The organism is Streptomyces sp. NPDC001843, assembly GCF_042891955.1.
Taxonomy (GTDB): domain Bacteria; phylum Actinomycetota; class Actinomycetes; order Streptomycetales; family Streptomycetaceae; genus Streptomyces.
In genome coordinates this window covers 204,085-229,424 of record NZ_JBIATQ010000014.1, presented here as the reverse complement: position 1 = coordinate 229,424, position 25,340 = coordinate 204,085, and the positions used below count along the sequence as shown (strand labels likewise).

General features: G+C 71.5%; 27 protein-coding genes. 8 read left to right on the top strand and 19 right to left on the bottom strand.

The features are described from left to right. Positions 1–8: 8 nt before the first annotated feature. The 13 genes from ACFYZQ_RS31730 to ACFYZQ_RS31670 form a co-directional block, all read right to left on the bottom strand. Positions 9–428 carry an NUDIX hydrolase gene (locus ACFYZQ_RS31730; protein ID WP_389155173.1) on the bottom strand — a complete coding sequence of 140 codons (420 nt, stop codon included), beginning with the start codon at positions 426–428 and terminating at the stop codon, positions 9–11. Positions 429–521: 93 nt separating this feature from the next. Next, positions 522–1,619, bottom strand: a complete 1,098-nt coding sequence (locus ACFYZQ_RS31725; protein WP_389155170.1) for a CHAD domain-containing protein — start codon at positions 1,617–1,619, stop codon at positions 522–524. Further along, a complete protein-coding gene (locus ACFYZQ_RS31720) occupies positions 1,600–3,954 on the bottom strand; it encodes an RNA degradosome polyphosphate kinase (RefSeq protein ID WP_389155168.1) in 2,355 nt (784 codons plus the stop codon). Before ACFYZQ_RS31720 ends, ACFYZQ_RS31725 begins: the two co-directional genes overlap by 20 nt. Positions 3,955–4,127: 173 nt before the next feature. Continuing rightward, on the bottom strand, positions 4,128–4,985 hold the full coding sequence (locus ACFYZQ_RS31715; protein ID WP_389155165.1) for a hypothetical protein: 858 nt from the start codon (positions 4,983–4,985) through the stop codon (positions 4,128–4,130). Next, entirely contained in the window at positions 4,982–6,058 is a 1,077-nt protein-coding gene (locus tag ACFYZQ_RS31710) for an ABC transporter permease (protein ID WP_389155163.1), read from the bottom strand. The genes ACFYZQ_RS31715 and ACFYZQ_RS31710 overlap by 4 nt, the downstream gene beginning before the upstream one ends. Beyond that, a complete protein-coding gene (locus tag ACFYZQ_RS31705) occupies positions 6,055–6,945 on the bottom strand; it encodes an ABC transporter ATP-binding protein (RefSeq protein WP_389155160.1) in 891 nt (296 codons plus the stop codon). Before ACFYZQ_RS31705 ends, ACFYZQ_RS31710 begins: the two co-directional genes overlap by 4 nt. Continuing rightward, positions 6,942–7,328 carry a GntR family transcriptional regulator gene (locus ACFYZQ_RS31700; RefSeq protein WP_388792385.1) on the bottom strand — a complete coding sequence of 129 codons (387 nt, stop codon included), beginning with the start codon at positions 7,326–7,328 and terminating at the stop codon, positions 6,942–6,944. Before ACFYZQ_RS31700 ends, ACFYZQ_RS31705 begins: the two co-directional genes overlap by 4 nt. Positions 7,329–7,418: 90 nt before the next feature. Further along, entirely contained in the window at positions 7,419–8,381 is a 963-nt protein-coding gene (mshD, locus tag ACFYZQ_RS31695; RefSeq protein WP_389155157.1) for a mycothiol synthase, read from the bottom strand. 54 nt (positions 8,382–8,435) lie between these two features. After that, on the bottom strand, positions 8,436–9,152 hold the full coding sequence (locus tag ACFYZQ_RS31690; RefSeq protein WP_389155153.1) for a PH domain-containing protein: 717 nt from the start codon (positions 9,150–9,152) through the stop codon (positions 8,436–8,438). A gap of 78 nt (positions 9,153–9,230) precedes the next feature. Further along, the gene (locus ACFYZQ_RS31685; RefSeq protein WP_389155150.1) at positions 9,231–11,282 is read right to left on the bottom strand and encodes a pectinesterase family protein; all 2,052 of its coding nucleotides are present in this window, start codon (positions 11,280–11,282) and stop codon (positions 9,231–9,233) included. Between the two features lie 77 nt (positions 11,283–11,359). Next, complete coding sequence (locus ACFYZQ_RS31680; protein WP_389155147.1) at positions 11,360–11,839, bottom strand: nuclear transport factor 2 family protein; 480 nt, start codon at positions 11,837–11,839, stop codon at positions 11,360–11,362. Positions 11,840–11,856: 17 nt separating this feature from the next. Then, entirely contained in the window at positions 11,857–12,144 is a 288-nt protein-coding gene (locus tag ACFYZQ_RS31675; protein ID WP_389155144.1) for a MarR family transcriptional regulator, read from the bottom strand. A 126-nt stretch (positions 12,145–12,270) separates the two neighbouring features. After that, entirely contained in the window at positions 12,271–13,161 is an 891-nt protein-coding gene (locus tag ACFYZQ_RS31670) for an NAD-dependent epimerase (protein WP_389155140.1), read from the bottom strand. 71 nt (positions 13,162–13,232) lie between these two features. On the opposite strand from ACFYZQ_RS31670, the gene ACFYZQ_RS31665 reads away from it, so the two are divergent. Continuing rightward, entirely contained in the window at positions 13,233–14,174 is a 942-nt protein-coding gene (locus ACFYZQ_RS31665; protein WP_389155137.1) for a GlxA family transcriptional regulator, read from the top strand. Positions 14,175–14,197: 23 nt separating this feature from the next. On the opposite strand, the gene ACFYZQ_RS31660 is transcribed toward ACFYZQ_RS31665, so the two are convergent. From ACFYZQ_RS31660 to ACFYZQ_RS31635, 6 genes are all read right to left on the bottom strand, one after another. Next, positions 14,198–15,649: a sensor histidine kinase gene (locus ACFYZQ_RS31660; protein WP_389155134.1), complete on the bottom strand. Its 1,452-nt coding sequence runs from the start codon at positions 15,647–15,649 to the stop codon at positions 14,198–14,200. Next, complete coding sequence (locus tag ACFYZQ_RS31655) at positions 15,646–16,380, bottom strand: response regulator transcription factor (protein WP_389155131.1); 735 nt, start codon at positions 16,378–16,380, stop codon at positions 15,646–15,648. Before ACFYZQ_RS31655 ends, ACFYZQ_RS31660 begins: the two co-directional genes overlap by 4 nt. Positions 16,381–16,465: 85 nt before the next feature. Further along, positions 16,466–16,699, bottom strand: coding sequence for a hypothetical protein (locus ACFYZQ_RS31650; protein WP_389155128.1), 234 nt, complete (start codon positions 16,697–16,699; stop codon positions 16,466–16,468). 31 nt (positions 16,700–16,730) lie between these two features. After that, positions 16,731–17,894 carry a S1C family serine protease gene (locus tag ACFYZQ_RS31645; protein ID WP_389155125.1) on the bottom strand — a complete coding sequence of 388 codons (1,164 nt, stop codon included), beginning with the start codon at positions 17,892–17,894 and terminating at the stop codon, positions 16,731–16,733. 165 nt (positions 17,895–18,059) lie between these two features. Then, complete coding sequence (locus ACFYZQ_RS31640; protein ID WP_389155122.1) at positions 18,060–19,082, bottom strand: LacI family DNA-binding transcriptional regulator; 1,023 nt, start codon at positions 19,080–19,082, stop codon at positions 18,060–18,062. Positions 19,083–19,187: 105 nt separating this feature from the next. Beyond that, entirely contained in the window at positions 19,188–19,967 is a 780-nt protein-coding gene (locus ACFYZQ_RS31635) for a response regulator transcription factor (RefSeq protein ID WP_389155119.1), read from the bottom strand. Positions 19,968–20,137: 170 nt separating this feature from the next. Here ACFYZQ_RS31635 and ACFYZQ_RS31630 point away from each other — a divergent pair, with 170 nt between their 5' ends. The 7 genes from ACFYZQ_RS31630 (at position 20,138) to ACFYZQ_RS31600 (ending at position 25,054) form a co-directional block, all read left to right on the top strand. Further along, positions 20,138–20,974 (top strand): alpha/beta hydrolase, encoded by an 837-nt coding sequence (locus ACFYZQ_RS31630; RefSeq protein ID WP_389155116.1) that lies wholly within the window; start codon positions 20,138–20,140, stop codon positions 20,972–20,974. A gap of 48 nt (positions 20,975–21,022) precedes the next feature. Beyond that, positions 21,023–21,277 carry a MoaD/ThiS family protein gene (locus tag ACFYZQ_RS31625; RefSeq protein ID WP_388791450.1) on the top strand — a complete coding sequence of 85 codons (255 nt, stop codon included), beginning with the start codon at positions 21,023–21,025 and terminating at the stop codon, positions 21,275–21,277. A gap of 3 nt (positions 21,278–21,280) precedes the next feature. After that, the gene (locus tag ACFYZQ_RS31620) at positions 21,281–22,591 is read left to right on the top strand and encodes a hypothetical protein (RefSeq protein ID WP_389155113.1); all 1,311 of its coding nucleotides are present in this window, start codon (positions 21,281–21,283) and stop codon (positions 22,589–22,591) included. Positions 22,592–22,726: 135 nt separating this feature from the next. After that, positions 22,727–23,464: a DUF2993 domain-containing protein gene (locus tag ACFYZQ_RS31615; protein WP_389155110.1), complete on the top strand. Its 738-nt coding sequence runs from the start codon at positions 22,727–22,729 to the stop codon at positions 23,462–23,464. Positions 23,465–23,660: 196 nt separating this feature from the next. Continuing rightward, complete coding sequence (locus ACFYZQ_RS31610) at positions 23,661–23,741, top strand: Ms5788A family Cys-rich leader peptide (protein ID WP_350751515.1); 81 nt, start codon at positions 23,661–23,663, stop codon at positions 23,739–23,741. A gap of 128 nt (positions 23,742–23,869) precedes the next feature. Further along, positions 23,870–24,715, top strand: coding sequence for a sulfurtransferase (locus ACFYZQ_RS31605; RefSeq protein ID WP_389155107.1), 846 nt, complete (start codon positions 23,870–23,872; stop codon positions 24,713–24,715). A gap of 51 nt (positions 24,716–24,766) precedes the next feature. Continuing rightward, positions 24,767–25,054 carry a DUF1416 domain-containing protein gene (locus ACFYZQ_RS31600; RefSeq protein WP_010351646.1) on the top strand — a complete coding sequence of 96 codons (288 nt, stop codon included), beginning with the start codon at positions 24,767–24,769 and terminating at the stop codon, positions 25,052–25,054. Positions 25,055–25,340 lie beyond the last annotated feature (286 nt).

The window sequence follows — 25,340 nt, the reverse complement described above, 5'->3', positions numbered from 1 at the left end:
CACGCAGGTCACACGGGGGAGTGGCAGACCAGCTCGTCGACGAGGTCCCGGTCCCGGGGCTGGGTGAGGCGGTCACGGGCGGCGGCGGGGGTCAGCCAGAGGATGCGGTCCACCTCGTCGTTGGGGGTGAAGCCGCCCGCGACGGCCTCGGCCGCCCAGTAACGGACCTCCTTGGGCCGCCCGGCCGCGTAGTAGCAGACCGTGGACAGCTCGGCACCGGGCTCGCAGGTGTACCCGGTCTCCTCCGCCACCTCCCGCACGGCGCCCGCCAGTGCCTCCTCGCCGCGCTTGAGCTTGCCCTTGGGGTGGGACCAGTCGTCGTACTTCGGCCGGTGGACGAGGCAGACCTCCAGCCGGCCGTCCACCGGTGAGCGGCGCCACAGTACGCAGCCCGCTGCCTGTACGGGGGTGTCCCTCGGGGGCGTCACCGGTGCTTCACCGCCTCGTGTCGGAGATCGAAGGCCGACGATCGAAAGTCGAAGATCGAAAGTCGAAGATCGAAGGTCGAAGGCCGAAGTGAGTCAGGGGGTGTTGACCGTCCGCTTCTGCCAGCACTGCTGGAACGCGAACCGCGCCGCCTCGACCTCGTGGCGCTGGTCGGCGTGGAGCACACCGAGGGCGTACGCCGTCGCCGGGGCGATGCGCGGGGTGCGGGCCGCCTGTGCCGCCGCCGCGGCGGCCTCCGAGGCGTCCCGGTGCCGGTTGAGGGACTGGCCGGCCGTCAGCAGCCGCATGTCGACCGGGGTGCCCGGGCCGTGCAGCACCTCGCGGGCGTAGCGGTGCAGGCGCAGCAGCAGGCGGACCTGGTGCCACGGGCCGTCCTGGGGGTGGGGGGACGGGTCCGGGGACAGGCCGTGGACGAGGGCCTCCGCGTTGTACGGGTGGCCCGCGGTGACCAGGGGGAGTGTGGAGATCGCGTCGGTGAGACGTTCCTCCGCGGCGGCGGCCAGGGGGCGCAGGTCGGTGGTGGCGGCGGAAGTGGTGAGGGGGACCTCGCTGGCCAGTAAGGCGACCTTGTCGGCGACGGCGTGGAAGCGGGAGGAGCCCAGGGCCTGCAGGGCGGTGGAGTGGGCGCGGGTCCGGGCGAGGGTGAGCTGGCGGTCGAGCAGCGCACCCGCCTTCGCCGCACCCACGGTCAGGTTGCCGCGTTCCACCGGCAGTTGGGCGTGCGCCATGTCGGCGCGGCCGCCCACCGCCGCGCCGACCACCTGGGCGGACACCGCCGTCGACCCCGACAGCCGGTGCAGCGCCAGCAACAGCCGCTCCAGCCGGGCCTCGTAGGCGTGCTCCAGCCCCAAGGTCCCCGACAGCCAGGCCAGTTCCGGGCGGATCTCCTCCGACCAGGCGGTGTCGAGCAGGGGGCGGAAGGTGTGCAGGCTGCCGCTGATGCGGCGGGCCGAGCGGCGCAGGGCGCGCGCCGCGTCGACGGACGCCTCCGCGCCGCCTGCCTCCCCCGCCTTGGACTTCGCCCGATGGGGGGGACCGCCGTCGCCGGTCTCCCGGTGCTGCCGCAGCGCGCGGAGGAACTCCGTGGCCTGGGCTCGCAGGTAGCCCGCGAGGGCGTCCCCGTTCGTCACCCGGGCCGTCGGGTCCGTCGGGTCAAGGTGTTGCTGTGCCACGCCGGCGCCTCCGGGCGTCTATGAGCATCTCCTGGACGTTGCGCAGGGGCTGGCCGTCCCCGTCGACCGCGTGTCGCGTCCACTCGCCGTCCGGGCCCAGGTGCCAGGAGGCGGTGGTGTCGGACATGCCGGTGTCGAGCATCCGGTTGAGGGAGGCCCGGTGGGCCGGGTCGGTGACCCGGACGAGGGCCTCTATCCGGCGGTCGAGGTTGCGGTGCATCATGTCGGCGCTGCCGAACCACACCTCCGGTTCGCCCCCGTTGCCGAAGATGAAGACGCGGGAGTGCTCGAGGAAGCGGCCGAGGATGGAGCGGACGCGGATGTTGTCCGACAGGCCGGGGACGCCGGGGCGCACCGCGCAGATGCCGCGCACCCAGATGTCGACCGGTACGCCCGCCTGGGACGCGCGGTAGCAGGCGTCGATGATCGCCTCGTCCACCATCGAGTTGACCTTGATGCGGACGAACGCGGGACGTCCGGCACGGTGGTGCAGGACCTCCTTGTTGATCCGCGCGACCAGGCCGTCACGCAGGGACTTCGGGGCCACCAGCAGACGGCGGTAGGTCTCCCGGCGCGAGTAGCCGGAGAGGCGGTTGAACAGGTCGGACAGGTCCGCGCCGACCTGCGGGTCGGCGGTGAGCAGGCCGAGGTCCTCGTACAGGCGGGCCGTCTTCGGGTGGTAGTTGCCGGTGCCGACGTGGCTGTAGCGCCGGAGGGTGTCGCCCTCCTGGCGCACCACCAGGGACAGCTTGCAGTGGGTCTTCAGGCCGACGAGGCCGTACACGACGTGGCAGCCGGCCTCTTCGAGCTTGCGCGCCCACTTGATGTTGGCGTGCTCGTCGAAGCGGGCCTTGATCTCGACCAGGACGAGGACCTGCTTGCCGGACTCGGCGGCGTCGATGAGCGCGTCGACTATCGGGGAGTCGCCGGAGGTCCGGTACAGGGTCTGCTTGATGGCGAGGACGTCCGGGTCGGCCGCCGCCTGCTCCAGGAAGGCCTGCACGGACGTGGAGAAGCTGTCGTACGGGTGGTGCAGCAGCACGTCCCGGCTGCGCAGCGCCGCGAAGATGTCCGGCGGTGAGGCGGACTCCACCTCCGCCAGGTCCCGGTGGGTGCCCGCGACGAACTTCCGGTACTTCAGCTCGGGCCGGTCGAGGCCGGCGATGCGGAAGAGGCCGGTGAGGTCCAGGGGACCGGGCAGCGGGTACACCTCGGCCTCGGTGATCTTCAGCTCGCGTACGAGCAGGTCGAGGACCTCGCGGTCGATGTTCTCCTCGACCTCCAGGCGCACCGGCGGGCCGAAGCGGCGCCGCATGAGCTCCTTCTCCAGGGCTTGGAGCAGGTTCTCGGCGTCGTCCTCCTCGACTTCCAGGTCCTCGTTGCGGGTGACCCGGAAGGTGTGGTGCTCCAGCACCTCCATGCCCGGGAACAGCTCCTCCAGGTGGGCGGCGATGACGTCCTCGAGGGGGACGTACCGGCCCGGGGAGCACTCCAGGAAGCGGGACAGCAGCGGCGGCACCTTGACGCGCGCGAAGTGCGGCGTGCCGGTGACGGGGTTGCGCACCCGGACGGCCAGGTTCAGGGACAGGCCGGAGATGTACGGGAAGGGGTGCGCCGGGTCCACGGCGAGGGGGGTGAGGACGGGGAAGATCTGGTGCCGGAAGAGCGTGAAGAGGCGTGCCTGCTCCTTCTCGGTCAGCTCGCCCCAGCGCACCAGGTGGATGCCCTCCTCCGCGAGGGCGGGGGCGACGTCCTCGTGGTAACAGGCGGCGTGCCGGGCCATGAGCTCGCGGGAGCGGGCCCAGATCATCTCCAGTACCTCGCGGGGCTGGAGGCCGGAGGCGGAGCGGGTGGCGACGCCCGTCGCGATACGGCGCTTCAGGCCGGCCACCCGGACCATGAAGAACTCGTCCAGGTTGCTGGCGAAGATCGCCAGGAAGTTCGCCCGCTCGAGCAGGGGCGTGTCGGGGTCCTCGGCGAGCTCCAGGACCCGCTCGTTGAACGCGAGCCAGCTGCGCTCCCGGTCGAGGAAACGACCCTGCGGCAGCTGTACCCCGTCGACTTGCGACTCCTCGTACGCGTCGAGGTCGGCATCGATGTCGGGTTCCAGGTCGGAGACCACGGCGGCCACGGTGTGCGGGCGGTGCGCGGCGATGGAGCCCACGGAGGGCTGCGCGTGCTGGACCTGTGCCTGGGTGTCTGGCTGGCTCATGACCCCATTGTTCCGCGCCACGAGCGAAACGGGCGCGTCGGAACGTGCGGGTGGGAGCTTCACGGCCCCGTTCCCCGCGGACCCCTCGGGGGGTGGCGAAGGCTCTGGCACGGCGGGCTTCATTGGCTGAGCGTCGCAAGGTCGTCTGAATCGATGGTTACGGCGACATGACGTGCGGGATATCTGGGGGCGGCTCCCGGGCGTCCGGCCGCCGGGAGGGCGGGGAAAGTGACGGTCCCGTACGCCTTTCCCCCCGTGGAAAGGCGTACGGGACCGTCGGTCCGCGGTGGCCCGGCTCAGGCGGTGCGCCGGCGCAGCACCGTGTAGGCCGCCGTGGTCGCGGTGGCCGCCAGGGCGAGGACGATGCCGGTCTCCACCAGGTGGAGGGGCCAGAAATGGGACTCGGGCTGGTAGACGGCGAAGTAGCCGCCGGCGTTCCGCCCCCAGTTCAGGGGCCAGGCGCCGTCGGGCCAGTCGGGCCCCTTCGCCGACGTGCGGGTCTCCTTCGGCCAGAGGTCGGCGCGGTAGCGCGCCAGCAGGGCGTTGACCAGCCACATCGTGGCGAAGGCGGTGCCGAGGGCGGCGAGGGTGCGGCGCAGCAGTACTGCGGCGAGCGCGCCGACCGCGAGGGCGCACAGGCCGTAGGCCACCATGAGCGGTCCCCTGGCCACGAACGCCGCCGGCAAGGACCAGTCGTCGCCCGTCAGGTCGTGGTTGGCATCCCAGCCCCAGCGGTACACGGGCACCAGCACCGCGCCCCCGGCCACCACCGCCAGCGCGGGCAGCGCGAGCTTGGCGGTCAGCCAGCGGGCCGGGGTGACGCCCTGCGTCCAGGCCAGCTCGGCGGTGCCGGACTCCATCTCCCGCCCGACCAGCGCACCGCCCGCGAAGGCGGCGACGGCCAGGAAGCTGTAGCAGAGCAGCAGGCCGATCCAGGCGAAGGGTTTGCTGTAGGCGAGCGAGGCCAGGGGGTCGGTGCACAGGCCGAGGCGGGTGCAGCCCCGTTCCGCGCCGCGGACGTCGCCCGCGGTCACCTCGTTCAGCCAGACCAGCCAGCCGGCCATGCCGACGACGAACGCGGTCCAGGCGAGCAGGGCCGAGCGGTGCAGGCGCAGCACCGTGCGGGGCAGGCCCGTGAGTACGGCGGAACTCATCCGGCGGCTCCCTCGGTGATCGGGCCGGTGGCCTGCAGGGTTCCGGCGGTCGGCGGGATCCCGGCGGTCCGCAGTGGTCCTGTGAGCCGCCTGAGGACGAGGAACGTGGCCACGGTGAACAGGACGGCGATGGCCAGCACCAGGGCCGTGGCGGTCAGCTGGAGGGGCCAGAAGTGCGAGGAGGGGTGGAAGGTGTTGTAGTAGCCGACCCCGCCGAGCTTCTCGTACAGCCGCCGGCACTCCTCGGACGTGTTCGCGGAGCAGGCGGGCTGGGGGATGTGCCCGCCGGTGGCGGTGACCAGGCCCGTGTCGACCTCGAGGCCCGTGTACAGCTCGTCGTACCCCTGCTTGAAGCTGGTCACGTGCGTGACGGCGGGCCACAGGCGAGGCATGAGCCACCAGGCAAGGCCCCAGACGCCCGCGGTGAGGACCAGGGCGCCGGCCAGCGCGGGCAGGGCGCGGCGCAGGACCAGGCCCGTGAAGGCGCCGGCGGCCAGGCCGACCAGGGCGAAGGCGACGACGGTGGGGCCGTTGGTGAGGAAGGTCCACATGATGTGCCAGGCGTCGAGGCCGCGGATGCGGCCGTCGGCCGTCGACCAGGCCCGGCGGTGCAGGAGCACCAGCAGGCTCGTTCCCGCGGTGACCGCGGCGGCGGGGAGCGCCAGCTTGGCCGTCAGCCAGCGGGCCGGGGTGATCCCCTGCGTCCAGCCGAGCTGTGCGGTGCCCGACTCCATCTCCCGCCCGACGAGCGCGGCGCCCGTCCAGGCGGCCACCAGGAACGGCAGGGCGGCCAGGGCGAGGGTGAGGTAGGTGTACGCGTCGTCGAACAGCAGAATCGGCTTCTGGTCGTACGTGCACGTCGACGTGGCGCAGGAGCCCCACTGCCGCCAGCCCTTCGCCGCCGCGTCGGTCACCGGCCCGGCGAGCCACAGCAGCAGGGCGGTCCCGAGGACGACCAGCCCCGCCCAGACGAGCAGCGCCGGGCGGTGCAGGCGCAGCAGCCAGCGGGTCAGGCGTGGGCCGTCCGTCCGTTGCCGCCCGGCTGCCGAAGTAGACGCGGTCATGACACTCATACGGAGGCCTCCTCGGTCGCCGCGGCGGTGAGGCCGGGGGCCTCGGGGTTGCGCAGGTGGGCGAGGACCAGTTCCTCCAGGGACGGCGTGCCGGTGCGCCAGTCGGCGGGCAGCGGGCCGGTGGGCCGGATCAGGGCGCTGAGCTGGCGGCCGGTGACCCGGGACTCGACGACGGTGTGCGGGGCGAGGTCGGCGGAGTCGGCGGCGGCGCTGACGCGCGTGTGCGCGGCCAGTACGTCGTCGATCTCCCCGGCCAGCCGGATCCGGCCGCCGCCCACCAGCAGCAGGTGGTCGCAGGAGTCCTCCAGCTCGGCCACCACGTGCGAGGACATCACGATCGTGGTGCCGTGCTCGGCGGCCTGCGCCATGAGCCCGCCCATCAGCTCGTGCCGCGCCAGTGGGTCGAGGTCGGCCATCGGCTCGTCCAGGAGCAGCAGCTCGGGCCGCTTGCCGAGGGCCAGGGCGAGCGCGACGCGGGTGCGCTGGCCGCCGGACAGGGAGCGGATCCTCGCCTTCGGGTCGAGGTCGCCGGCGGTGGTCGTCCGCTCGGCGACGGCCGCGTCCCACCGCTCCGGGTTGAGTTCGGCGCCCATGCGGAGCGTTTCGGCGACCGTGAGCTGCGGGTGGAGCGGCTTGCTCTGGGCGACGTAGGAGACGCGTGTGCGTGCCCGGGCCGGATGCGTCCCGAGGACGGTGATCGTGCCCTCGGTGGGGACGAGCAGTCCCGCGGCCAAGGCGAGGAGCGTGGACTTGCCCGCGCCGTTGGGCCCGACGACGGCACACACGCGTCCGGCGGGCAGGGCGAGGGTGCAGTCGCGCAGCGCCCAGCCCCCGCGCCGGCCGAAGCGCTTGCCCAGCGCGTCGGCCCTGAGTGCCGTGTTGGTCATGACGGGTCTCCCTGGAAGTGTTTCTCGAGTACGGCAGTGAAGAGTGCGGCCACGTCGTCCCGCTCCAGCCCGGCGTCGCGGGCGCGGGCCGCCCACTCCTCCAGCTCGGTGCGCAGGGGGGAGTCGGCGGGGGCGGCGCCGAGCGAGCGCCGTACGAAGGTGCCGAGGCCCCGCCGGGCCTCCACCAGTCCCTCGCGTTCCAGCTCGCGGTACGCCTTCAGGACGGTGTTCGGGTTGATCGCCGTGGCCTCGACGACCTCCCGTGCCGTGGGCAGCCTGTCTCCCGGCCGCAGCAGCCCCAGGCGCAGGGCCTGTTTCGTCTGCTGGACGATCTGGACGTAGGTGGCCACGCCGCTGTGCCGGTCGATGCGGTACTCGACCACTCGGACAATCACCCTTTCACTAATTGAGTAGTGAAAGGGTGATCCAAAGAAGGGGCGGCGTCAAGATCGCCGCCCCTTATGCGAGGTGAATCAGGTTTCGGTCCGGTACATCAGGTCCGTCTCGTACGTCGTGAACCCCAGCCGCTCGTACACCGCCACCGCCGCCTTGTTGTCCGCGTCGACGTACAGCATCACCGCCGGCAGCCCCTGCGCCGCCAGATGGCGCAGGCCGACGGTGGTGAGCGCCTTGCCGAGGCCGCCGCCCTGGTTGCCGGGGGCCACGCCGAGGACGTACACCTCGCCCAGCCTCCCCCAGTCCCGGCTTCGCTCGACCGGGGGGACCCCCGTCTGCGCGTGCACCTTCGTCCAGTGGAAACCCACGAGTTCGCCCTCGCGCTCGGCGAGGAAGAAGCCCGCCGGGTCGAACCACGGCTGGGCCTTGCGGTCGTCGAGGTCGCGCTGGGTCAGGGAGCCCTGCTCGGGGTGGTGGGCGAAGGCTGCGGCGTTGACGGCCAGCCAGGCCGCGTCGTCGACGCCGGGGGCGAAGGTGCGTACCGTCACGCCCTCGGGCAGCACCGGGTCGGGCAGGTCCAGTCCGGCCAACGGCCGCCGCATCTGGCGCAGTTCGCGGAACAGGGTGAGCCCGAGCACCTGGGCCAGGTGACGGGCGGCGGAGTGCCCGCCGTGCGCCCACACCCGCAGCCGCTTGCCCGAGGCGGCCAGCAGCGCCGAGCCCAGCGCCCGGCCGTGCCCGTGCCCGCGGTGCGAGGGATGGACGACCAGTTCGGCGGCCGGTGCCTCCACCGGGTCGGTGTCCTCCAGCTGGGCGTAGCCGACGAGTTCGCCGCCGACGAGCAGCAGCAGATGGGAGACGCCTTCGCGGGCACCTCCCGCCAGTCGCAGGCGCCCCTGCTCGGACACCGGCTGCTGCCCGTCGGTACGGGCGGCCTCGGCGAGCAGGCCCTGCACTGCCTCGGCCTGGTCCTGGGAGAGCGCGGAGTAGGTCTCGATGGAACGGGAGTGGGCGGGCCGTGCGGTGTCGTCGCTGGTCATGCGTATGAGGGTACGGGCGAGGGACGCCGATGCCAGTCTGGTGGGTACGGTTCCTCACACGCCGCCCGCTGCCCGGGCCGCCCGGCGCGAGTGCAGCACGGCGGCGAGGACGGTGAAGGCGGCGAGCGGAACCCACAGGAACAGCAGCAGGGCAGGCGGTCTGCCCACGCTGAACAGCAGCACGACCCAGGCCACGAGGGCGGCGCCGTAGACGATCAGCGTCCCGGTGACCGTCCGCTCCCACGCCTTGCGACGCCCGGCCCGCCGCTGGATCCGTGCCTCCACCTCGGGCCGCCGCGTCCACTGCGCACCCCGGTACCCCGCGGCGACGGCACGCAGCTCGGCGACCTCGCCGGGCGGGTCCTTCAACTGCCAGTCGTCGATGTGGGGGAGGAGGAAGCGGCGGCCCTCCGTGTCGTACAGGTAGGTGAGCCACTTGCGCTGGTACGAGGACGCGCCGGGGACCGGCTCGGTGCGGATGTCGTAGACGTCGGGCCAGGTACGGGTGCGCCTCGTCAACGCCCGGCGGGCAGTGACCCCGTGAGGACCGACCAAGGTGCGGGCGCGCCACAGGTAGAGCACCGTCCAGCCGACCGCCACGAGGCAGAGGCCGGTGACGGCCTCCGGAGCCCACTCGGGGAGGAGGTGGACGGCGCGCGCAGCGTGGAGGAAGCCCTTGCCCGCCAGCAGCCCCATGACCGCGGTCGTCCCCCAAGGCACTTTCCTGACCTTGCGGTACTCCCGCTCGGTCCAGCCCTCGTGTGCGGCCACGCACCCCACCCGCCGATCCGCTCCGGACGCTTGTTCGGGGATCTTAGGGTGGGGCCGGTGAGGTGGGGAAACGGGGTCTCAGGACGCGGTCGGCGTCCAGCCCCCGAGCCAGTCCGCGACCTCCTGTTCCGCCGCCTGGGCGTCGGTCAGCTGGGGGCGGTCGCTGCTCGCCGGGCCCGAGCCCGCGCCGGTGTTCTTGTACTCGGCGAAGCGGTCGTCCTTCCAGGAGAAGCCGCTCATGTCGGTCCACGGGGTGGTCCTGATCGCGGCGCTCAGGGACGTGTTGCGGACCGTGGTCTGGGGGTCGAGGGTGGCGTCGCCGCCTGCGTGCCAGGGGCGGCCGAGGTAGAAGCTGCGGTCGGACACGTCACCGCTCACCGTGGAGTTGGCGATCAGGATCCCCTTGCGACCGGCGGCCGTGCTCGGGGCCGTGACATAGCCGGCCGAGGTGCCGTTGTAGCGCTTCTTCAGCGTGATGACGGACTTGTCGATCACGGCGGTCGCGCGGCCGAAGACGAAGTCGACGTTGCCGATCACATAGGAGTTGGCCATGTAGACGCGGCCGAGCTTCTCCTTGGCCGCGGTGTCCACCAACAGGGTGTCCTGGTCGCCGCTGACGATCACGCCGTCGAGGAACACCTTGTCGGAGGCGGTGCGCAGGGCGACGGCCTGCTGGCTGATGTTCTGGTGCGCGGCCTCGTCGAAGTCGTTGGAGATGGTCAGGTTGCGGGCCTGGAAGTCGTCGGCCTCGACGGCGACGGTGGCACTGCCCCCGGTGCCGTAGGGGCCGGAACCGTCCGGCTTCTGCGTACCCGCCGCGTTGTTGTAGACGATCACCGTGTCCTTCCGGCTGCCGCCGGTGCCCTGGATGGTGACGTGCGGCTTGTTGGACGGCACCTTGACCAGCTCGCGGTACGTGCCCGGCTTGACGCTGATCAGCACGCGGGAGGCGTTGCCCGCGGGGACGGCGTTCACCGCGGCCTGGACCGTCCTGTACTGGCCGGTGCCGTCCTGGGCGACGGTGAGGGTGGTGGCGGCCGACTTGACGGAGGCGGTGGTCGCCGTGCCGATCGAACCGCGGGGTCCCGCACCGGACTCCAGCAGGGCGGGGACGTCCGCGGCCTTGTCGAGGGTGTAGCCGTAGTACGACTTCGGGTCCCAGGCCGCGCCGCTGCCCCCGCTCTCGTTCCTGCCGCTCGTACCGGAGAAGACGTTTCCGCGTTGGACCAAGGTGGCCGTGCTGTCCCGGATCACGGGGTTGTTCATGCCCTGGAAGTAGGAGTTCTCCAGCAGCATGTTGGTCCTGCCGCGCGAGTAGTCGCCGTAGGAGGACCTGATGGTGGTGCCCGCCTCGTCCTCCAGGAAGTTGTTGTACATATGCGCGTGGGCCACGTTGTCCGTGGAGGGGTTGCGCTGTTCCGTCTCGCGGATCCAGTTGTGGTGGATCGTGATGTCCGCGGTGGCGTTGTCGGTCCAGCCGATGCCGAAGGCCTTGTTGTCCTGGCTGAGCTTGTTCCAGGAGACGGTCAGGTAGGTCGTGTCCTTGCGGCTGTCGATGAGCCCGTCGGCCATGTGCCGGATGTCGTTGTGGTCGATCCAGACGTGGTGGGCGCCGTCCATCTGGATGCCGTCGTAGTCGTGCTCCTTGTCGTTCCAGGTGCCCTGGTACGTGTCCCGGATCGTCAGGTTGCGGATGATCACGTTGTGGACGCCCTGGCCGAGGAAGAAGCCGCCCCCGACGATCTGCCCGGCGGTGCCGGCGCCGACGATCGTCTTGTTCGACTGGACCTTGATCTCCTTGCCGACCGGGTCCACGTCGATCGCCGCCGCGACGACGATGACGTACGGCTCGGTGGCCGTCGCGTACTTCTCGAGGTCCGCGAGGGTCCTGACGGTGACGGTCTTGCCGTCGCGGCCGCCGTACGTGCCGTTCTGGCCCAGCGCGTCGACGGAGGCGAAGCCGTCCGCGGTGGCGGTGGCCCAGGCGGGGGCGGTGGTGGCTGCGGCTGCGGCCTGTTGCTGGGTGGCGGCGCCGAGGAATCCGTAAGCGAGAGCGCCGGCGCCGGTCAGAGCGACCGGCAGGCCGAGCGCGAGGGCTTTGCGGTGTCTGCGGTGGCGGGGGGTGGCCATGAGGCGGCTCCTGTTCGGTCGTGCCCTGTCAGGACTTGACCTGGAGTCGCCGCGGAGCGGGGGGAGGTTGCCCCTTCCTACGCCGTGCGGGCTGCGGCGAACTCGGCCGGCAGCCGCGGAGGAGCGCCCTGTGTCCACACCACCCGCAGCGCGGAGGCGGAGATCCGCCAGCCGTCGGCCGTCCTGACCAGTTCGGTGTCGGTATGGCCGGCGGAAATGAAGACGCCGCCCGAGCCGTCTGCCAGTACGTGGGTGTTCAGTTGGGCGCCACGGGCAGTGGCCCGGGCGCCGTCGAGCTCGGTGATCGCGTTGGTGCCCAGATGCACGGTCCGGTCGAACAGCGCCATGGCCCGCCGGACACGTTCCAGCAGGGCGTCACGTCCGTGGACGGTTCCGACGGGCATCTCCGCGGTGACGTCTTCCGTGTGGAACGCGCGAGCCCACTCCTCGTCGAAAACCCCGTCGTCCAGGGAACGCAGGTAGCGGTCCAGCAGGTCGGTGATCTCAGCGCGGTCGGTCAGGGCCTGCACCTGTCGCCGCATCTCTTCGGTGTCCATGCCGCAAGACTCCTTCCTCAAGCGCGCTTGAGGTCAAGGCGCGCGTCGCCGCCCTTCACGGGCACGGTTGCCCCTTTCGAGTGACCGATTGCCCGCCGCTCCACCAGGCCCCTCTCGATCAGCACCGTGAGCAGCCCCACCAGACGCCTGGCCGGGATGCCCAGCGAGGAGGCGAGTTGCTGCTGCGCATGTTCCTCGCCGTCACGCAGCCCGCGCAGCACGGCGAAGTGCCGCGGATGCAGGTCCTCCGCGGCCAGGGCGGACTCGAACGCGAGAGCCGCGGCATTGCCCACCGAAGCGATCACGAAGCCGAGTGGCTCGTCCGCCCCCGCGCTCCGCGGGGCAGGTCCCTTCCTCATCCGGGATACGTAACAGCGGCTCACCGATCCGTTCGTGTACCGAATGTCCGGCCAAGGCCGAATGACAAGCCGTTAGATCACTTCCCCGAGCACGTCGTTCACCGGGGTGACGCTCACGCCGAGGATCTTCTCGGTCTCGGAGTAGTCGATGACAAACGGGTGGCCGGGCTTGGTGAGTACTTCGTGCATTTCCGCCCAGAACGGCTCGGTGAACGCCAGCAGGGTCAGGTCGCGTTCGGTCATCTCTTCCATCCGCGGTTCAGGTGCACCCGCGAGGTCGGCGAGTCGCCCGGCCAGTTCCCGCACCGACAGGGTCGAGGTGGGTACGTGCCAGGCACGGCCGTACGCCTGCTCGTTGCGGCTCGCGGCAACCAGCGTGCGTGCGGTGTCGCCGATCGCCGAGTAACTGTGGGGCACGTCGAGTTCCTGCGGCACCAGGACCAGCCTGCCTTCCATGACCTGCCGCTGCACCATGAGGCTGAACACCGAGACAGCGCCGGCGCCGTAGAACTGGGCGGCCCGCACCTCGGTGACCTTCACCCCTGAGGCGGCGGCCTCCTCCCAAGCCCGCGCTCTGGTCCGCCCCTTGGGACCGGTCGCCGTCAGGGGGAAGTCCGGCGTGATCGGCCCGCTCACCGGCCCGTAGGCGTAAAGGTTGCCGAGCATGACGTACGCGACCCCGGTCCGCCTCGCCGTGCTGAGGAGCGACGCCGACAAGGCCGGGAACTGCTCGGGCCAGAGGTGGTACGGCGGCGCGGCGGTGGTGAACAGCGTGTCCGCCCCCTCTGTCAGCTCGGTGAGCCGATCGGTGTCGGTCGCGTCCGCGGCGACCCTGTCGATGAGCGGGTGGTCGGGCCCGCCGCCCGTCCGGCTGACCATTCGCACCCGCTCGCCGTCTTCGGCAAGAAGAAGAGCGGTCTTCGACGCAGCGGCCCCACGACCCACGATCACATGAGATTTCATGCCGACAACGGTGCCGCTCCGCGGCGTCGTGGAATAGTGGCCACAATGCCAACCATCCGGAGGATCTGGCCATGCATCGCGTCGTCGCGGTCATCGTGCCGCCCGTACTGAGCTTCGACGTCTCTATCCCGCTCATGGTGTTCAACAACGTCGAGCACTACGACGTGCGTGTCTGTACGGCGCGGCCCGGCCCGACGCCGACCGTCGGCGGCCCCGACATCGTGGTGCCGGACGGCTTGGACGCGATGGAGGGCGCAGACACGGTGATCGCCGTCGGCAGCGGCGGCGAGCAGGCTCCCCCGGAGGTCCTTGACGCTCTACGGACAGCCGCGGCCACCGGTGCACGCATCGCCTCCCTGTGCACGGGTGCGTTCGTACTGGCTCAGGCCGGCCTGCTCGACGGGCTCCGCGCCACCACCCACTGGGGACTGGCCGACGACCTCGCCACCCGATTTCCATCCATCGATGTACAGCCCGACCTCCTCTTCGTCGAGGACGGTGGCATCTTCACCTCGGCGGGCGCCGCGGCCGCCATCGACCTGTGCCTGCATCTGGTCAGGATCGACTACGGCGCGTCGGCCGCCAACGCGGCCGCGCGGCTCGCGGTCGTCCCTCCCGTACGGCCGGGCGGCCAGTCCCAGTTCATCGAGACCCCGCTGCCGCCGGAGCGGGGCACCTCCCTCGCCCCCACTCGCGTCTGGGCGCTCGAACACCTTGATCGACCGCTCACCCTGACCGACTTGGCCCACCACGCCAGGACGAGCGTGCGCACCCTCACCCGGCGCTTCCACGCAGAGACCGGACTGAGCCCGCTCCAATGGCTGCTGCACCGGCGCATCGACCGGGCCAGAGAGCTCCTGGAGACCACCGAGCTGCCCATGGACCAGGTAGCCAGGGAGAGCGGTCTGGGCAGCGCGGACTCCCTCCGCAAGCACATGGTCGGTCGGGTCGGACTCACTCCCACGGCCTATCGCGCGAGCTTCAACCGGGCGCCCACTGGTGCCTCCCGCTGATGTGGGAAGCACCTGCCGGGGTTTCAGGGGGCCTCGGGCGGAGCCGTCGGCGCCCCCGGCAGCCGTACCGTCGCCACCGTGCCGCCGCCCTCGGCCCGGGCCAGGGAGACCTCGCCGCCCGCCTGCTGGACCGTGCGGGCCACTATGGACAGGCCGAGGCCGGAGCCGGGGAGGGCGCGGGCCGAGGGGGAGCGCCAGAAGCGGTCGAAGACATGGGGGAGTTCGTCGGCGGGAATGCCGGGGCCGTGGTCGCGGACCGTCAGGACGCCGCCGGTCAGTTGGACGTCGACGGTGCCGCCCTCGGGGCTGAACTTCACCGCGTTGTCCAGGATGTTGACCACCGCCCGCTCCAGCGCGGCCGGCTCCGCCCGGGTGTACCAGGGCTCCAGCGACGCCGTGATGGTCAGCTCCGGACCGCGCAGACGGGCTCGGCGCAGGGCCGCCTCCACCGTGTCCTCCAGGGAGACCACCTGGACGCGTTCGCCGCGCTGGCCTTCCGAGCGGGACAGTTCCTGCAGGTCTCCGATGAGCGAGGCCAGCTCCGTCATCTGGGCCTTCACCGAGGCGAGGAGCGCCTTGCGGTCCGCCGGGGGGAGGGGGCGGCCCGTCTCCTCGCTTCGGGTGAGGAGTTCGATGTTCGTGCGGAGGGAGGTGAGGGGCGTGCGGAGTTCGTGGCCCGCGTCCGCGATGAGTTGCTGCTGCAGCTCGTGGGAACTGGCCAGGGCCGACGTCATCGAGTTGAAGGAGCGGGAGAGTCGGGCGACCTCGTCCTCGCTGTCCTCCTCGACCGGGATGCGGATGCTCAGGTCCTCGGTGCGGGCCACGTGTTCTACGGCCTCCGTGAGCTTGTCGACGGGGCGCAGGCCCGCGCGGGCGACCGCGAGGCCGGCTGCTCCGGCGCCTACGACTCCGACGCCGGAGACGAGGAGGAGGATGAGGGCCAGGTCGTTGAGGGTGTTCTGGGTGCCCTTGAGGGGGACTGCGACGACGAGTCCGATGTTGGGCCCGGTCTCCCCTGTGGCGGCGACGTGGGTGGCTCCAAGCGGCCTGGTCATCACGCGCACCGCGTTGCCGTCCGCGTCGGTGCCGTTGCGGAAGTAGACCCGGTTGTCCGCCTTCTTGATCTCGTTCTTGTCGTCCTGGGTGACCTTGATTCGGTCGGTGGCGCCCGGGAAGAGGCAGACGGTTCCGTCTTCCTTGACCACCTGGGAGTAGGAGGTCCGGTAGTAATCGTCCGACTGTGGAGTGTCGGTGCAACTGGCGAGGGCGATATTGACCGGCCCATCGCTTTGGGTGACCGGCCCCCTCGTTTGCTTCATCAGATCATCGTTCAGCTGCCCGTACAGCTTCCCCTGCACGATGAACCAGCACGTCACCGAAACCGCCGCCACCGCGAACGCCACCGCCGCCGCCACCAGCAGCGCCAGCCGGGAGCGGATGGGGAGGGAACGGTAGCGGCGCAGGAGCCGTTTCACTCGGCGCCGCCCTGTCGTAGGACGTAACCCACGCCGCGCACCGTGTGGACGAGGCGCGGCTCGCCGCCGGCCTCCGTCTTGCGGCGGAGGTACATCACGTAGACGTCGAGGGAGTTCGACGACGGCTCGAAGTCGAAGCCCCAGACCGCCTTCAGGATCTGCTCACGGGTGAGCACCTGGCGCGGGTGGGCCATGAACATCTCCAGGAGCGTGAACTCGGTGCGGGTCAGCTCCACCTGCCGGGCGCCGCGGGTGACCTCGCGGGTCGCGAGGTCCATGCGCAGGTCGGCGAAGGTGAGGGCCTCGTCCTCCTGGGCCTGGGCGGAGACGGCCGCCGCGTAGGAGCTGCGGCGCAGGAGGGCACGGATGCGGGCGAAGAGCTCGTCGAGTTCGAAGGGCTTGACCAGGTAGTCGTCGGCTCCGGCGTCCAGCCCCGTGACCCGGTCGCCGACCGTGTCGCGTGCCGTGAGCATCAGGATCGGGGTGGTGTCGCCCGCGCCCCGGATGCGACGGGCGGCCGTCATGCCGTCCATGCGCGGCATCTGGATGTCCAGGACCACCAGGTCCGGCTTGTACGCGGTCGCCTTCTCCAGCGCGTCCGCTCCGTCGACCGCGACCTCGGTGTCGTACCCCTCGAAGGCGAGGCTGCGCTGCAGTGCTTCGCGTACGGCGGGCTCGTCGTCGACGATCAGGATGCGCTGGGGGTCACGGTCGCCTTCGGCGGGGCTCATCGCTCGGGGTTCCTCGGGGTGCGGTGGGTGAGGGTCGCTCTCAGCCTCGCACGTCTGCGGGCCGGGCCGTAAGAACGGAGCGGCGTCAGCCACGGACCGCGGTCAGGCGCTTCAGCGGCACCTTGTGGCGGTGCGGGTGGGCGGCGGCGGGGACGCGCAGGCCCATCAGCTGGGGGGCCGCGACCTCGGGGGCGCGCGGCGCCGGTGCGTGGAGGTCGTACGCCACCTCGAGGGCCAGGGTGATGCCGGCCGGGTCGGTGTCGGCGACCGTGTGCGTGACCTGCGTGACCTGCGTGACCTGCGTGGTCTGCTTGATCATGACGTACTCCCTGACATGCGGGGTGGGTGGGTCAGCTGGTGGAGCCCGACCGCAGCTTGGCGAGGTCGGACTTGACCGTGTTGATCGGGATGGCGAAGCCGAGGCCGACGCTGCCCGCGTCGGAGGACGAGGACGCCTGGGCGCTCGAGTACATGGCGGAGTTGATGCCGACGATGTTGCCGCCGGCGTCGATCAGGGCGCCGCCGGAGTTGCCGGGGTTCAGCGAGGCGTCGGTCTGGATCGCCTTGTAGGTGGTGGTCGAGGAGCCGGTGTCGCCGTTGAACTGCCGCCCGCCGAACTGGAACGGCCAGCGTCCGTCGCCGCCCTGGCTCTGGCCCTGGTTCTCGTCCGTGGGGACGGTCACGTCACGGCCCAGCGCGGAGACGATGCCGCTGGTGACGGTGCCGGTCAGGCCCTCGGGGGAGCCGATCGCCACGACCGTGTCGCCGACCTGGACGCCGTCGGAGTTGCCGAGGGTCGCCGCCTTGAGGCCCGAGGCGCCGCTCACCTTGATGAGGGCGAGGTCCTTGGAGCTGTCGGTGCCGACTACCTGGGCGGAGTAGGACTTGCCGTCGCTGGTCGTCACCTTGATGGACGAGGCGCCGGAGATGACGTGGTTGTTGGTGACGATCTCGCCGCTGGAAGAGATGATCACGCCGGAGCCGGTGGAGGAGCCGTCGCTGAGGGTCGCCTGGATCTCGACCACGCTGGGGCTGACCGCGGCGGCGATCGCGGCGACGTCGCCCTTCTTGCCGGCGGGCACCACGTTGGTGGTGGTGCTGGTGGCGGCGACGGTGTCCGTGCCGGCGAGCTCCTGGAAGGCGTACGCCGTGCCGCCGCCCACGGCCGCGGCGACTATCGCGACGGCGGCCAGCAGGGCGAGCGGGCCCCGGGTGCGCTTCTTCGGCGCCGGGCCGGTGGCGGCCTGGCCGGCGTCGCCCGGGACGGTGGTGAGGAGAGCGGTACCGCCGCCGTGGCCGCCGTCCGAGCCGCCCGCCGCGGTCTGCGTCTGCGGGCCCGGCCACACCGTGCTGCCCGGCTCGACGGCGACCGGCTGTGCGGGCTGGTACGCCGGCGGGGCCGGCCAGTCGGGGTTCACGGGGGAGGAGGCGTGCTGCTGCCGGGGGTACGCGCCCTGGTGGGCGTCACCCTGGGGGTTCTCGTACTCGCCGCTGCGGCGGAAGCTCTCGGTCATGTCATAGAGCTTTGCCCGCGATCATGAGAGCTTCCTGAGTGCCCGCTGAGAAGCCCGGCAGAACCTCGTGTGCCCGATATAAAGACCGTCCTCGCAGGTCGGGGCGGGTTCTCAGGTGGCCTTCATCGTGGCAGGTACAGGTGCCTCACAGCGCCGGCCGCTGTGTCACTTGCAGCCGCAGGACCGGCGGACCACCAGCCGGGAGGGGAACGTCTTGAGCCGTTCGCGCCGGGAGCCCGCCACCCGCAGGCCGTCGTCGAGGACGAGGTCGACGGCGGCCCGGGCCATCGCCGGGCGGTCCGAGGCGATCGTGGTCAGCGGCGGGTCGGCGAGCGCCGCCTCCTTGATGTCGTCGAAGCCGGCCACCGCCAGCTCGCCGGGGACGTCGATGCGCAGCTCGCGTGCGGCGCGCAGCAGGCCGATCGCCTGGTCGTCGGTGGAGCAGAAGACCGCCGGCGGGCGGTCCGGGCGGGAGAGCACCTCCAGGGCCACGCGGTAGGCGTCGTAGCGGTTGTACGGGGCCTCGAAGAGCCGGCCCTCGGTGGGCAGCCCGGCCTCGGACATCGCGCGCCGCCAGCCCTCGACGTGGTCGGAGACCGGGTCGCCGACCGCCGGGGTCTCGGCGGTGCCGCCCATACAGGCCACGTACTCGTAGCCGTGCTCCAGCAGGTGGCGTACGGCGAGCTGGGCGCCCCCCAGGTCGTCCGTGACCACGGCGACGTCGTCGATGGCCTCGGGGCGTTCGTGCAGCAGCACCACGCGGGCGTCCCAGGCGTCGATCTCGGCGGCTGCCAGGTCGTTCAGCGCGTGCGAGACGAGGATGAGGCCGGAGACGCGCATACCGAGGAAGGCGCGCAGATAGTGGACCTCGCGTTCGGCGATGTAGTCGGTGTTGCCGACGAGGACCATCTTCCCGCGCTCGGAGGCGGCCTGCTCGACCGCGTGCGCCATCTCCCCGAAGAAGGGCTGGCGGGCGTCCGGGATGATGAGGCCTATGAGGTCGGTGCGGCGCGAGGCCATCGCCTGGGCGACCCGGTCGGGCCGGTACCCCAGCTCCTTGATCGCGGCGAGGACACGCTCGCGCGTGGCCGGGGCGACCGGCCGGGGTCCGTTGTTGATGACATAGCTGACCACAGCGGTGGAAGTCCCCGCCAGCCGAGCCACATCGTCCCGAGTCACCTTGGCCACGCGCGGAGTCTACGCGGAGAGACCCGCTCTGGGCAGGGCATTCGGAGCCCGCTGTGCGGCGGCGACGCCCTGCGTGAGTGCGGAGTGAGTGTGGACGAGCGCCTGCTACGCCTCCGCGGGGACCCCGGAGGCGTCCAGGGAGGGCGAGCTGTCCTCGTTGTCCGGTTTTGCGTGGGAGGTCTTCGCCTTGCCCTCGTCCGAGGAACGGTCCCCCTTCTCGGGAGTAACGAATCGATAACCGACGTTCCGGACGGTTCCGATCAGCGACTCGTGCTCGGGTCCGAGCTTGGCGCGCAGCCGTCGTACGTGCACGTCGACCGTGCGGGTGCCGCCGAAGTAGTCGTAGCCCCAGACCTCCTGCAGCAGCTGGGCGCGGGTGAACACCCGGCCCGGGTGCTGGGCGAGGTACTTCAGCAGCTCGAACTCCTTGAAGGTGAGGTCGAGCACCCGGCCCTTGAGCTTGGCGGAGTAGGTCGCCTCGTCGACCGACAGGTCGCCGTTGCGGATCTCCATGGGGGAGTCGTCGGCGACGATCTGCTGCCGGCCCATGGCCAGTCGCAGACGTGCCTCCACCTCGGCGGGGCCGGCGGTGTCGAGCAGTACGTCGTCGATGCCCCAGTCGGCGGTGACGGCGGCCAGGCCGCCCTCGGTCACGACCAGGACGAGCGGACAGCCGGGGCCCGTGGAGCGCAGCAGCTGGCACAGGCTGCGCACCTGTGGCAGGTCGCGGCGTCCGTCGATCAGGATGACGTCGGCGCCGGGGGTGTCGACGAGCGCCGGGCCCTCGGCCGGGGCCACGCGCACGTTGTGCAGCAGCAGGCCCAGGGCGGGCAGCACCTCCGTCGACGGCTGGAGGGCGTTGGTCAGGAGCAGCAGAGAACTCATACGTCTGGTTCCTCCTCGGTCCCTGCGAGGACGTGTGCGGTACGGAACTGCTCTGCGATCCCGAAGGCCCGTACACCTGCGGTTTCCCGCTTCGTATACAACGCTTCCGAAAGCACAAAAGGACCCGGGGGCAACGCTGCCCGAGTCCTCTGCCCAGCAGAATAGCCCACATGAGCAACAGTCCGGCAGGTCATGTGGCAGGTTCCACCGTTCGTCCGAAGCATGAGACGAGCAGAGGCACCCCTTTGCGGACGTTTCTGCACACTGCTGACGGGGTCGCGATCGATTCCGTATACGACCCGGGGTCGGCCGTATACGACGTCTCCGCGCCACCCTCCCGTGACCGGGTGTTCGTCGTCGCGCACGGCTTCACCGGCGCCGTGGACCGGCCGCATGTGCGAAGGGTGGCGGGGGTGCTCGCCCGTTACGGGGCCGTCGTCACCTTCTCCTTTCGGGGGCACGGTGAGTCGGGTGGCCGCTCCACGGTCGGCGACCGGGAGGTGCTGGACCTCGCAGCAGCGGTCGAGTGGGCCCGCGGCTTGGGGCACGCGCGCGTGGTCACCGTCGGCTTCTCGATGGGCGGCTCGGTGGTGCTGCGGCACGCGGCGCTGCACGAGGGCACGGACGCCGTCGTCTCGGTGAGCGCGCCGGCCCGCTGGTACTACCGGGGCACCGCCCCCATGCGCCGGCTGCACTGGCTGGTCACCCGCCCGGAGGGTCGCCTGGTCGGCCGCTACGGACTGCGTACCCGCATCCACCACCGGGACTGGAACCCGGTGCCGCTCTCCCCGGTCGAGGCGGTGCCGAGGATCGCGCCGACCCCGCTGCTGATCGTGCACGGCGACAGCGACGGCTACTTCCCCGTCGACCACCCCCGGATGCTGGCCGACGCGGCCGGTGACCACGGCGAACTCTGGCTGGAGCCGGGCATGGGCCACGCCGAGCACGCGGCGGACGACGCGCTCCTGGCCCGGATCGGGGACTGGGCGGCCGTCCGGGCGGGCTAGCCTGGCCCCATCCGTCTCTTACTTACCTTCGTCCATACGAGGAACCAGATGTCCAAGGTCACGGTGCGCTACTGGGCCGCCGCCAAGGCCGCGGCCGGGGTCGCCGAGGAGCCGTACGACGCGGCGACCCTCGGCGAAGCGCTCGCCGCGGTGCGGGAGCGACACCCCGGCGAACTCGCGCGCGTACTGCAGCGATGCTCGTTCCTCATCGACGGTGACCCGGTGGGGAGCCGCGCACATGAGACGGTACGGCTGGCCGACGGCGGCACGGTCGAGGTGCTTCCGCCGTTCGCAGGAGGGTGAGCGATGACCGACCAGCCGTATGAGGGCCAGAACCCTTACCAGCGTCAGGGGTACGACGGGTACCACGGGCAACAGGCGTACGAGGGCCAGGAGCCGTACCAGCCGCAGCAGCCGCAGCAGCCGCAGCAGGCCCAGCAGGCGTGGCCCGGGCAGGCGGGGTACGGCCAGGGCGGGTACGACGACCGGGCCGGGTACGGCGACCGGGCCGGGTACGACGACCGGGCCGGGTACAGCCGGACGGGGCACAACCCTTCCGGGTACGGCCCTTCCGGGTACGACCAGGCCGGTTTCGGCCAGGCCGCCGGGTACGACGAGCAGCACACCCAGCAGTGGCAGGGCCAGACCTGGGAGACGCAGGTGCACGCGCCCGTGCAGCCCCCTGTGGCGGCCGCCGAGACGGCTTACCTGCCGCAGCAGGGCTACGAGCCCGCCGCGCCCGCCCACCCGCAGCCTCCCGCCGCGCAGCCCGCCGCGCCGCAGCCCGCCGCATCACAGTCCCCCTCCGAGTCGCGGTCCGGCCCCGGCTACGGCCCGGCCACCCTCTCCGGCAACTCCCGCATCACCGACGCACAGCGGGCCCGCCTGGAGGGCCGCTCCCCGATCATCGAACCGGGCATGCAGCCGGCCGCGCTGACGGCGCTGCTCGGCCTGCTGCTCTCCGGTACTGCGGCCGTCGGGACGTACGCCCTGGTGGTGCCGCTGGTGCTGCTCCAGGCGGTCACGGCCGCCGGCTGGTTCCGGCTGAACGGCATGTGGCCCGCCCGGCAGGGCATCGCCCTCGCCTTCGCCGGGGCGCTCACCGCGGACGTGGCGGTGCTGGTGGCGGGCCGGGAGAACGCGCCGGCCGCGATCCTCGGTCCGCTCGGGATCTGGGTGCTGCTCACCCTGGTGCTGCAGCTGCGCTCGCACGCCTCTCCCGACGAGCGCATGTACGGCCTGACGGCGACGGTCGTCTCGACGGCCCTCGCGGTGATCGCCACCGGCTACCTCGGCGCCGAGCCCGACGCGGTGACGGTCGGCGCGGCGGCGGTGGCGGTCGCCCTCCTGGCCCGCGCGCTGCCACTGCCGACCCCGGCCTCGGTGGCCGTCGCCGTGCTCGCCGCGGCCGGCGCGGGTATCGCGCTGGGCGGTGTGACGGACCTGGGCACGAAGGGCGCGCTCCTGGGCGCCGCCGCCGCGGTCTGCGCCCTGGTCGGCCACCGTGTCGCCAGCTACGACTACCCCTCCCGCTTCGTCCACTTCACGGCGGGCGTGGCCCTGCCGCTGTCGGCGGCGGCACCGGTGGTGTGGGTGCTGGGGCGGGCGCTCGGGTAACCGGAAGGCGTGGACGTGAGCCCCCTGTCACAGATGATCGACAATTTCCCTGCGGCCCGCCCCCGCAGGGATACCGTCGGCGTTGCACCACCAGTGTCCGAGCGCCACAACACCGCCTGACCGGGGGAACAACCGATGCGCGCCCTGCGAGTACTTCTGATCGTCGTCGTGATCCTGGGCATACTGTTCGTGATCGTCGACCGCGTCGCCGTGCACTTCGCGGAGGGCGAGGCCGCCGACAAGCTCAAGGCGACCCAGAACCTCGCCGACACCCCCGACGTGTCGATCAACGGCTTCCCCTTCCTCACCCAGGTGGCGGGCGGCTCCCTGGACGATGTCGAGGTGGGCATCAAGGACTACGAGGCGGCCACCGGCAACGGCAACCAGCAGATCCGCATCGACGACCTCAAGGCCGACATGAAGGACGTCGAGTTCTCCGGCGACTACAGTTCCGCCACCGCGTCCACGGCCACCGGCACCGCGACCATCGCCTACGACGAGCTGCTGAAGACCGCGAAGCCCGAGCCGACCCAGGTCGCCCCCGGGGTCACGGCCCGTGTGGTCGGCCTCTCCGACGGCGGGAACGGCAAGATCAAGGTCGCGGTGGACCTCAAGGTGCCGGCCCTGAACATCGACAAGACGGTGCCCGTGCTCAGCACGGTCACCGTCGAGGGCGACCAGGTGAAGGTGCACGCCGACAACCTGCCCGCGGTAGGTGGCGTCGCCCTCGCCGAGAACCGGGTCCGTGAGATCACCGACATCCAGCAGGGCATCGACCGGCTGCCCGGCGGCATCAAGCTCGACTCGGTACAGGCGGCGCAGAACGGCGTCGAGATCACGGTGAAGGGTTCGAACGTCAAGCTGGCCGGGTAGGACAGCAGCGGTGGACAAGGGCGTCCGAGTGGCGAGACGCCCGCGTCCGTAACGCAGATGCCCCGGCCGCGTCCGACGCCCGGAGGGCCTTCGCGCGGGCCTCCTCGCCCTCTCGCGTCCCATATGGTGGACGATCCCATCTCAACATACGACACCCCGGTGACACGCCCCGTTGTCCGTCCCTACGATCGAGCTCATGAAGCGACAGGCGGATCTCACGAAGCGGCGGGCAGTGGACCTGTGCCGCGTTGCCGCCATGCTCTGTCGCCCCTTCTGAGCGGAAGCCCGACTTCCGCGCTCACCCCTCGCCCCGCCCTGCTCAGGGCACCCGTGCGCCGACCCGGACCGGGCCGCGCACCCACGCACTCGCACGCCCCGCCGCAACTGCCCCGGAGGAGAAAGAGCATGAGCCGCAGCGACGTCCTGGTCGACGCCGACTGGCTCCAGGAGCACCTGGACGACCCGACCATCGCCATCGTCGAGGTGGACGAGGACACGTCCGCCTACGAGAAGAACCACATCAAGAACGCGATCCGCATCGACTGGACCAAGGACCTGCAGGACCCGGTCCGCCGCGACTTCGTCGACCAGGAGGGCTTCGAGAAGCTCCTGTCGTCGAAGGGCATCGCCAACGACCACACGGTGATCCTCTACGGCGGCAACAACAACTGGTTCGCGTCGTACGCCTACTGGTACTTCAAGCTCTACGGCCACGACAACGTCAAGCTCCTCGACGGCGGCCGCAAGAAGTGGGAGCTGGACGCCCGCGAGCTGGTCGACGGCACCGAGGTGCCCGAGCGCCCGGCCACCGAGTACAAGGCCAAGCCGCAGGACACCTCGATCCGCGCCTTCCGTGACGACGTGGTCGCCGCGATCGGCTCGCACAACCTGGTCGACGTGCGCTCGCCCGACGAGTTCTCCGGCAAGCTGCTCGCCCCCGCCCACCTGCCGCAGGAGCAGTCGCAGCGCCCGGGCCACGTCCCGTCCGCCCGCAACATCCCGTGGTCGAAGAACGCCAACGACGACGGCACCTTCAAGTCGGACGACGAGCTCAAGGAGCTCTACGCCGCGGAGAGCGTCGACCTGGCCAAGGACACCATCGCCTACTGCCGCATCGGTGAGCGCTCGGCCCTGACCTGGTTCGTCCTGCACGAGCTGCTGGGCGTGGAGAACGTCAAGAACTACGACGGCTCCTGGACCGAGTACGGCTCCCTCGTCGGCGTGCCGATCGAGCTCGGCGCCAACAAGTAACCCATCCGACCGACCTTCCGGTCAGACCCAAGACCCCCTCTGGAGAAAGACATGTGTGGAGCGAAGGCCGGCGGCCCGGACGCCTCGACGATCAAGCCCGGTGAGACCACGATCCAGGGTCAGGTGACCCGCGACGGCGAGCCGGTGACCGGCTACGTCCGCCTGCTGGACTCGACCGGCGAGTTCACCGCGGAGGTGCCCACCTCCGCCACCGGGCAGTTCCGCTTCTACGCGGCCGAGGGCACCTGGACCGTGCGCGCCCTCGTCCCCGGCGCCACCGCCGACCGCACGGTCGTCGCCCAGCAGGGCGGCCTCGCGGAGGTCGCGATCGCGGTCTGAGCATCCTCAGTACCGGCTGAAGGGCCGCACCCCCGGGTTGGACGCCTGGGTGCGGCCCTTCCGTCTGCCCGGGCCCACGCCGCACGGGCCGAGCGTCGCGCGCGCCCCTACGCCCCGCCTTGACGCGGACCTCGCACTGCTGCGCAGGCTTCGGCCCGCTGCGCCGGACTCCGTCCGTCGGCCTTGTGCCCGCCGCACGGGCCGAGCGTCGCGCGCGCCCCTACGCCCCGCCTTGACGCGGACCTCGCACTGCTGCGCAGGCTTCGGCCCGCTGCGCCGGACTCCG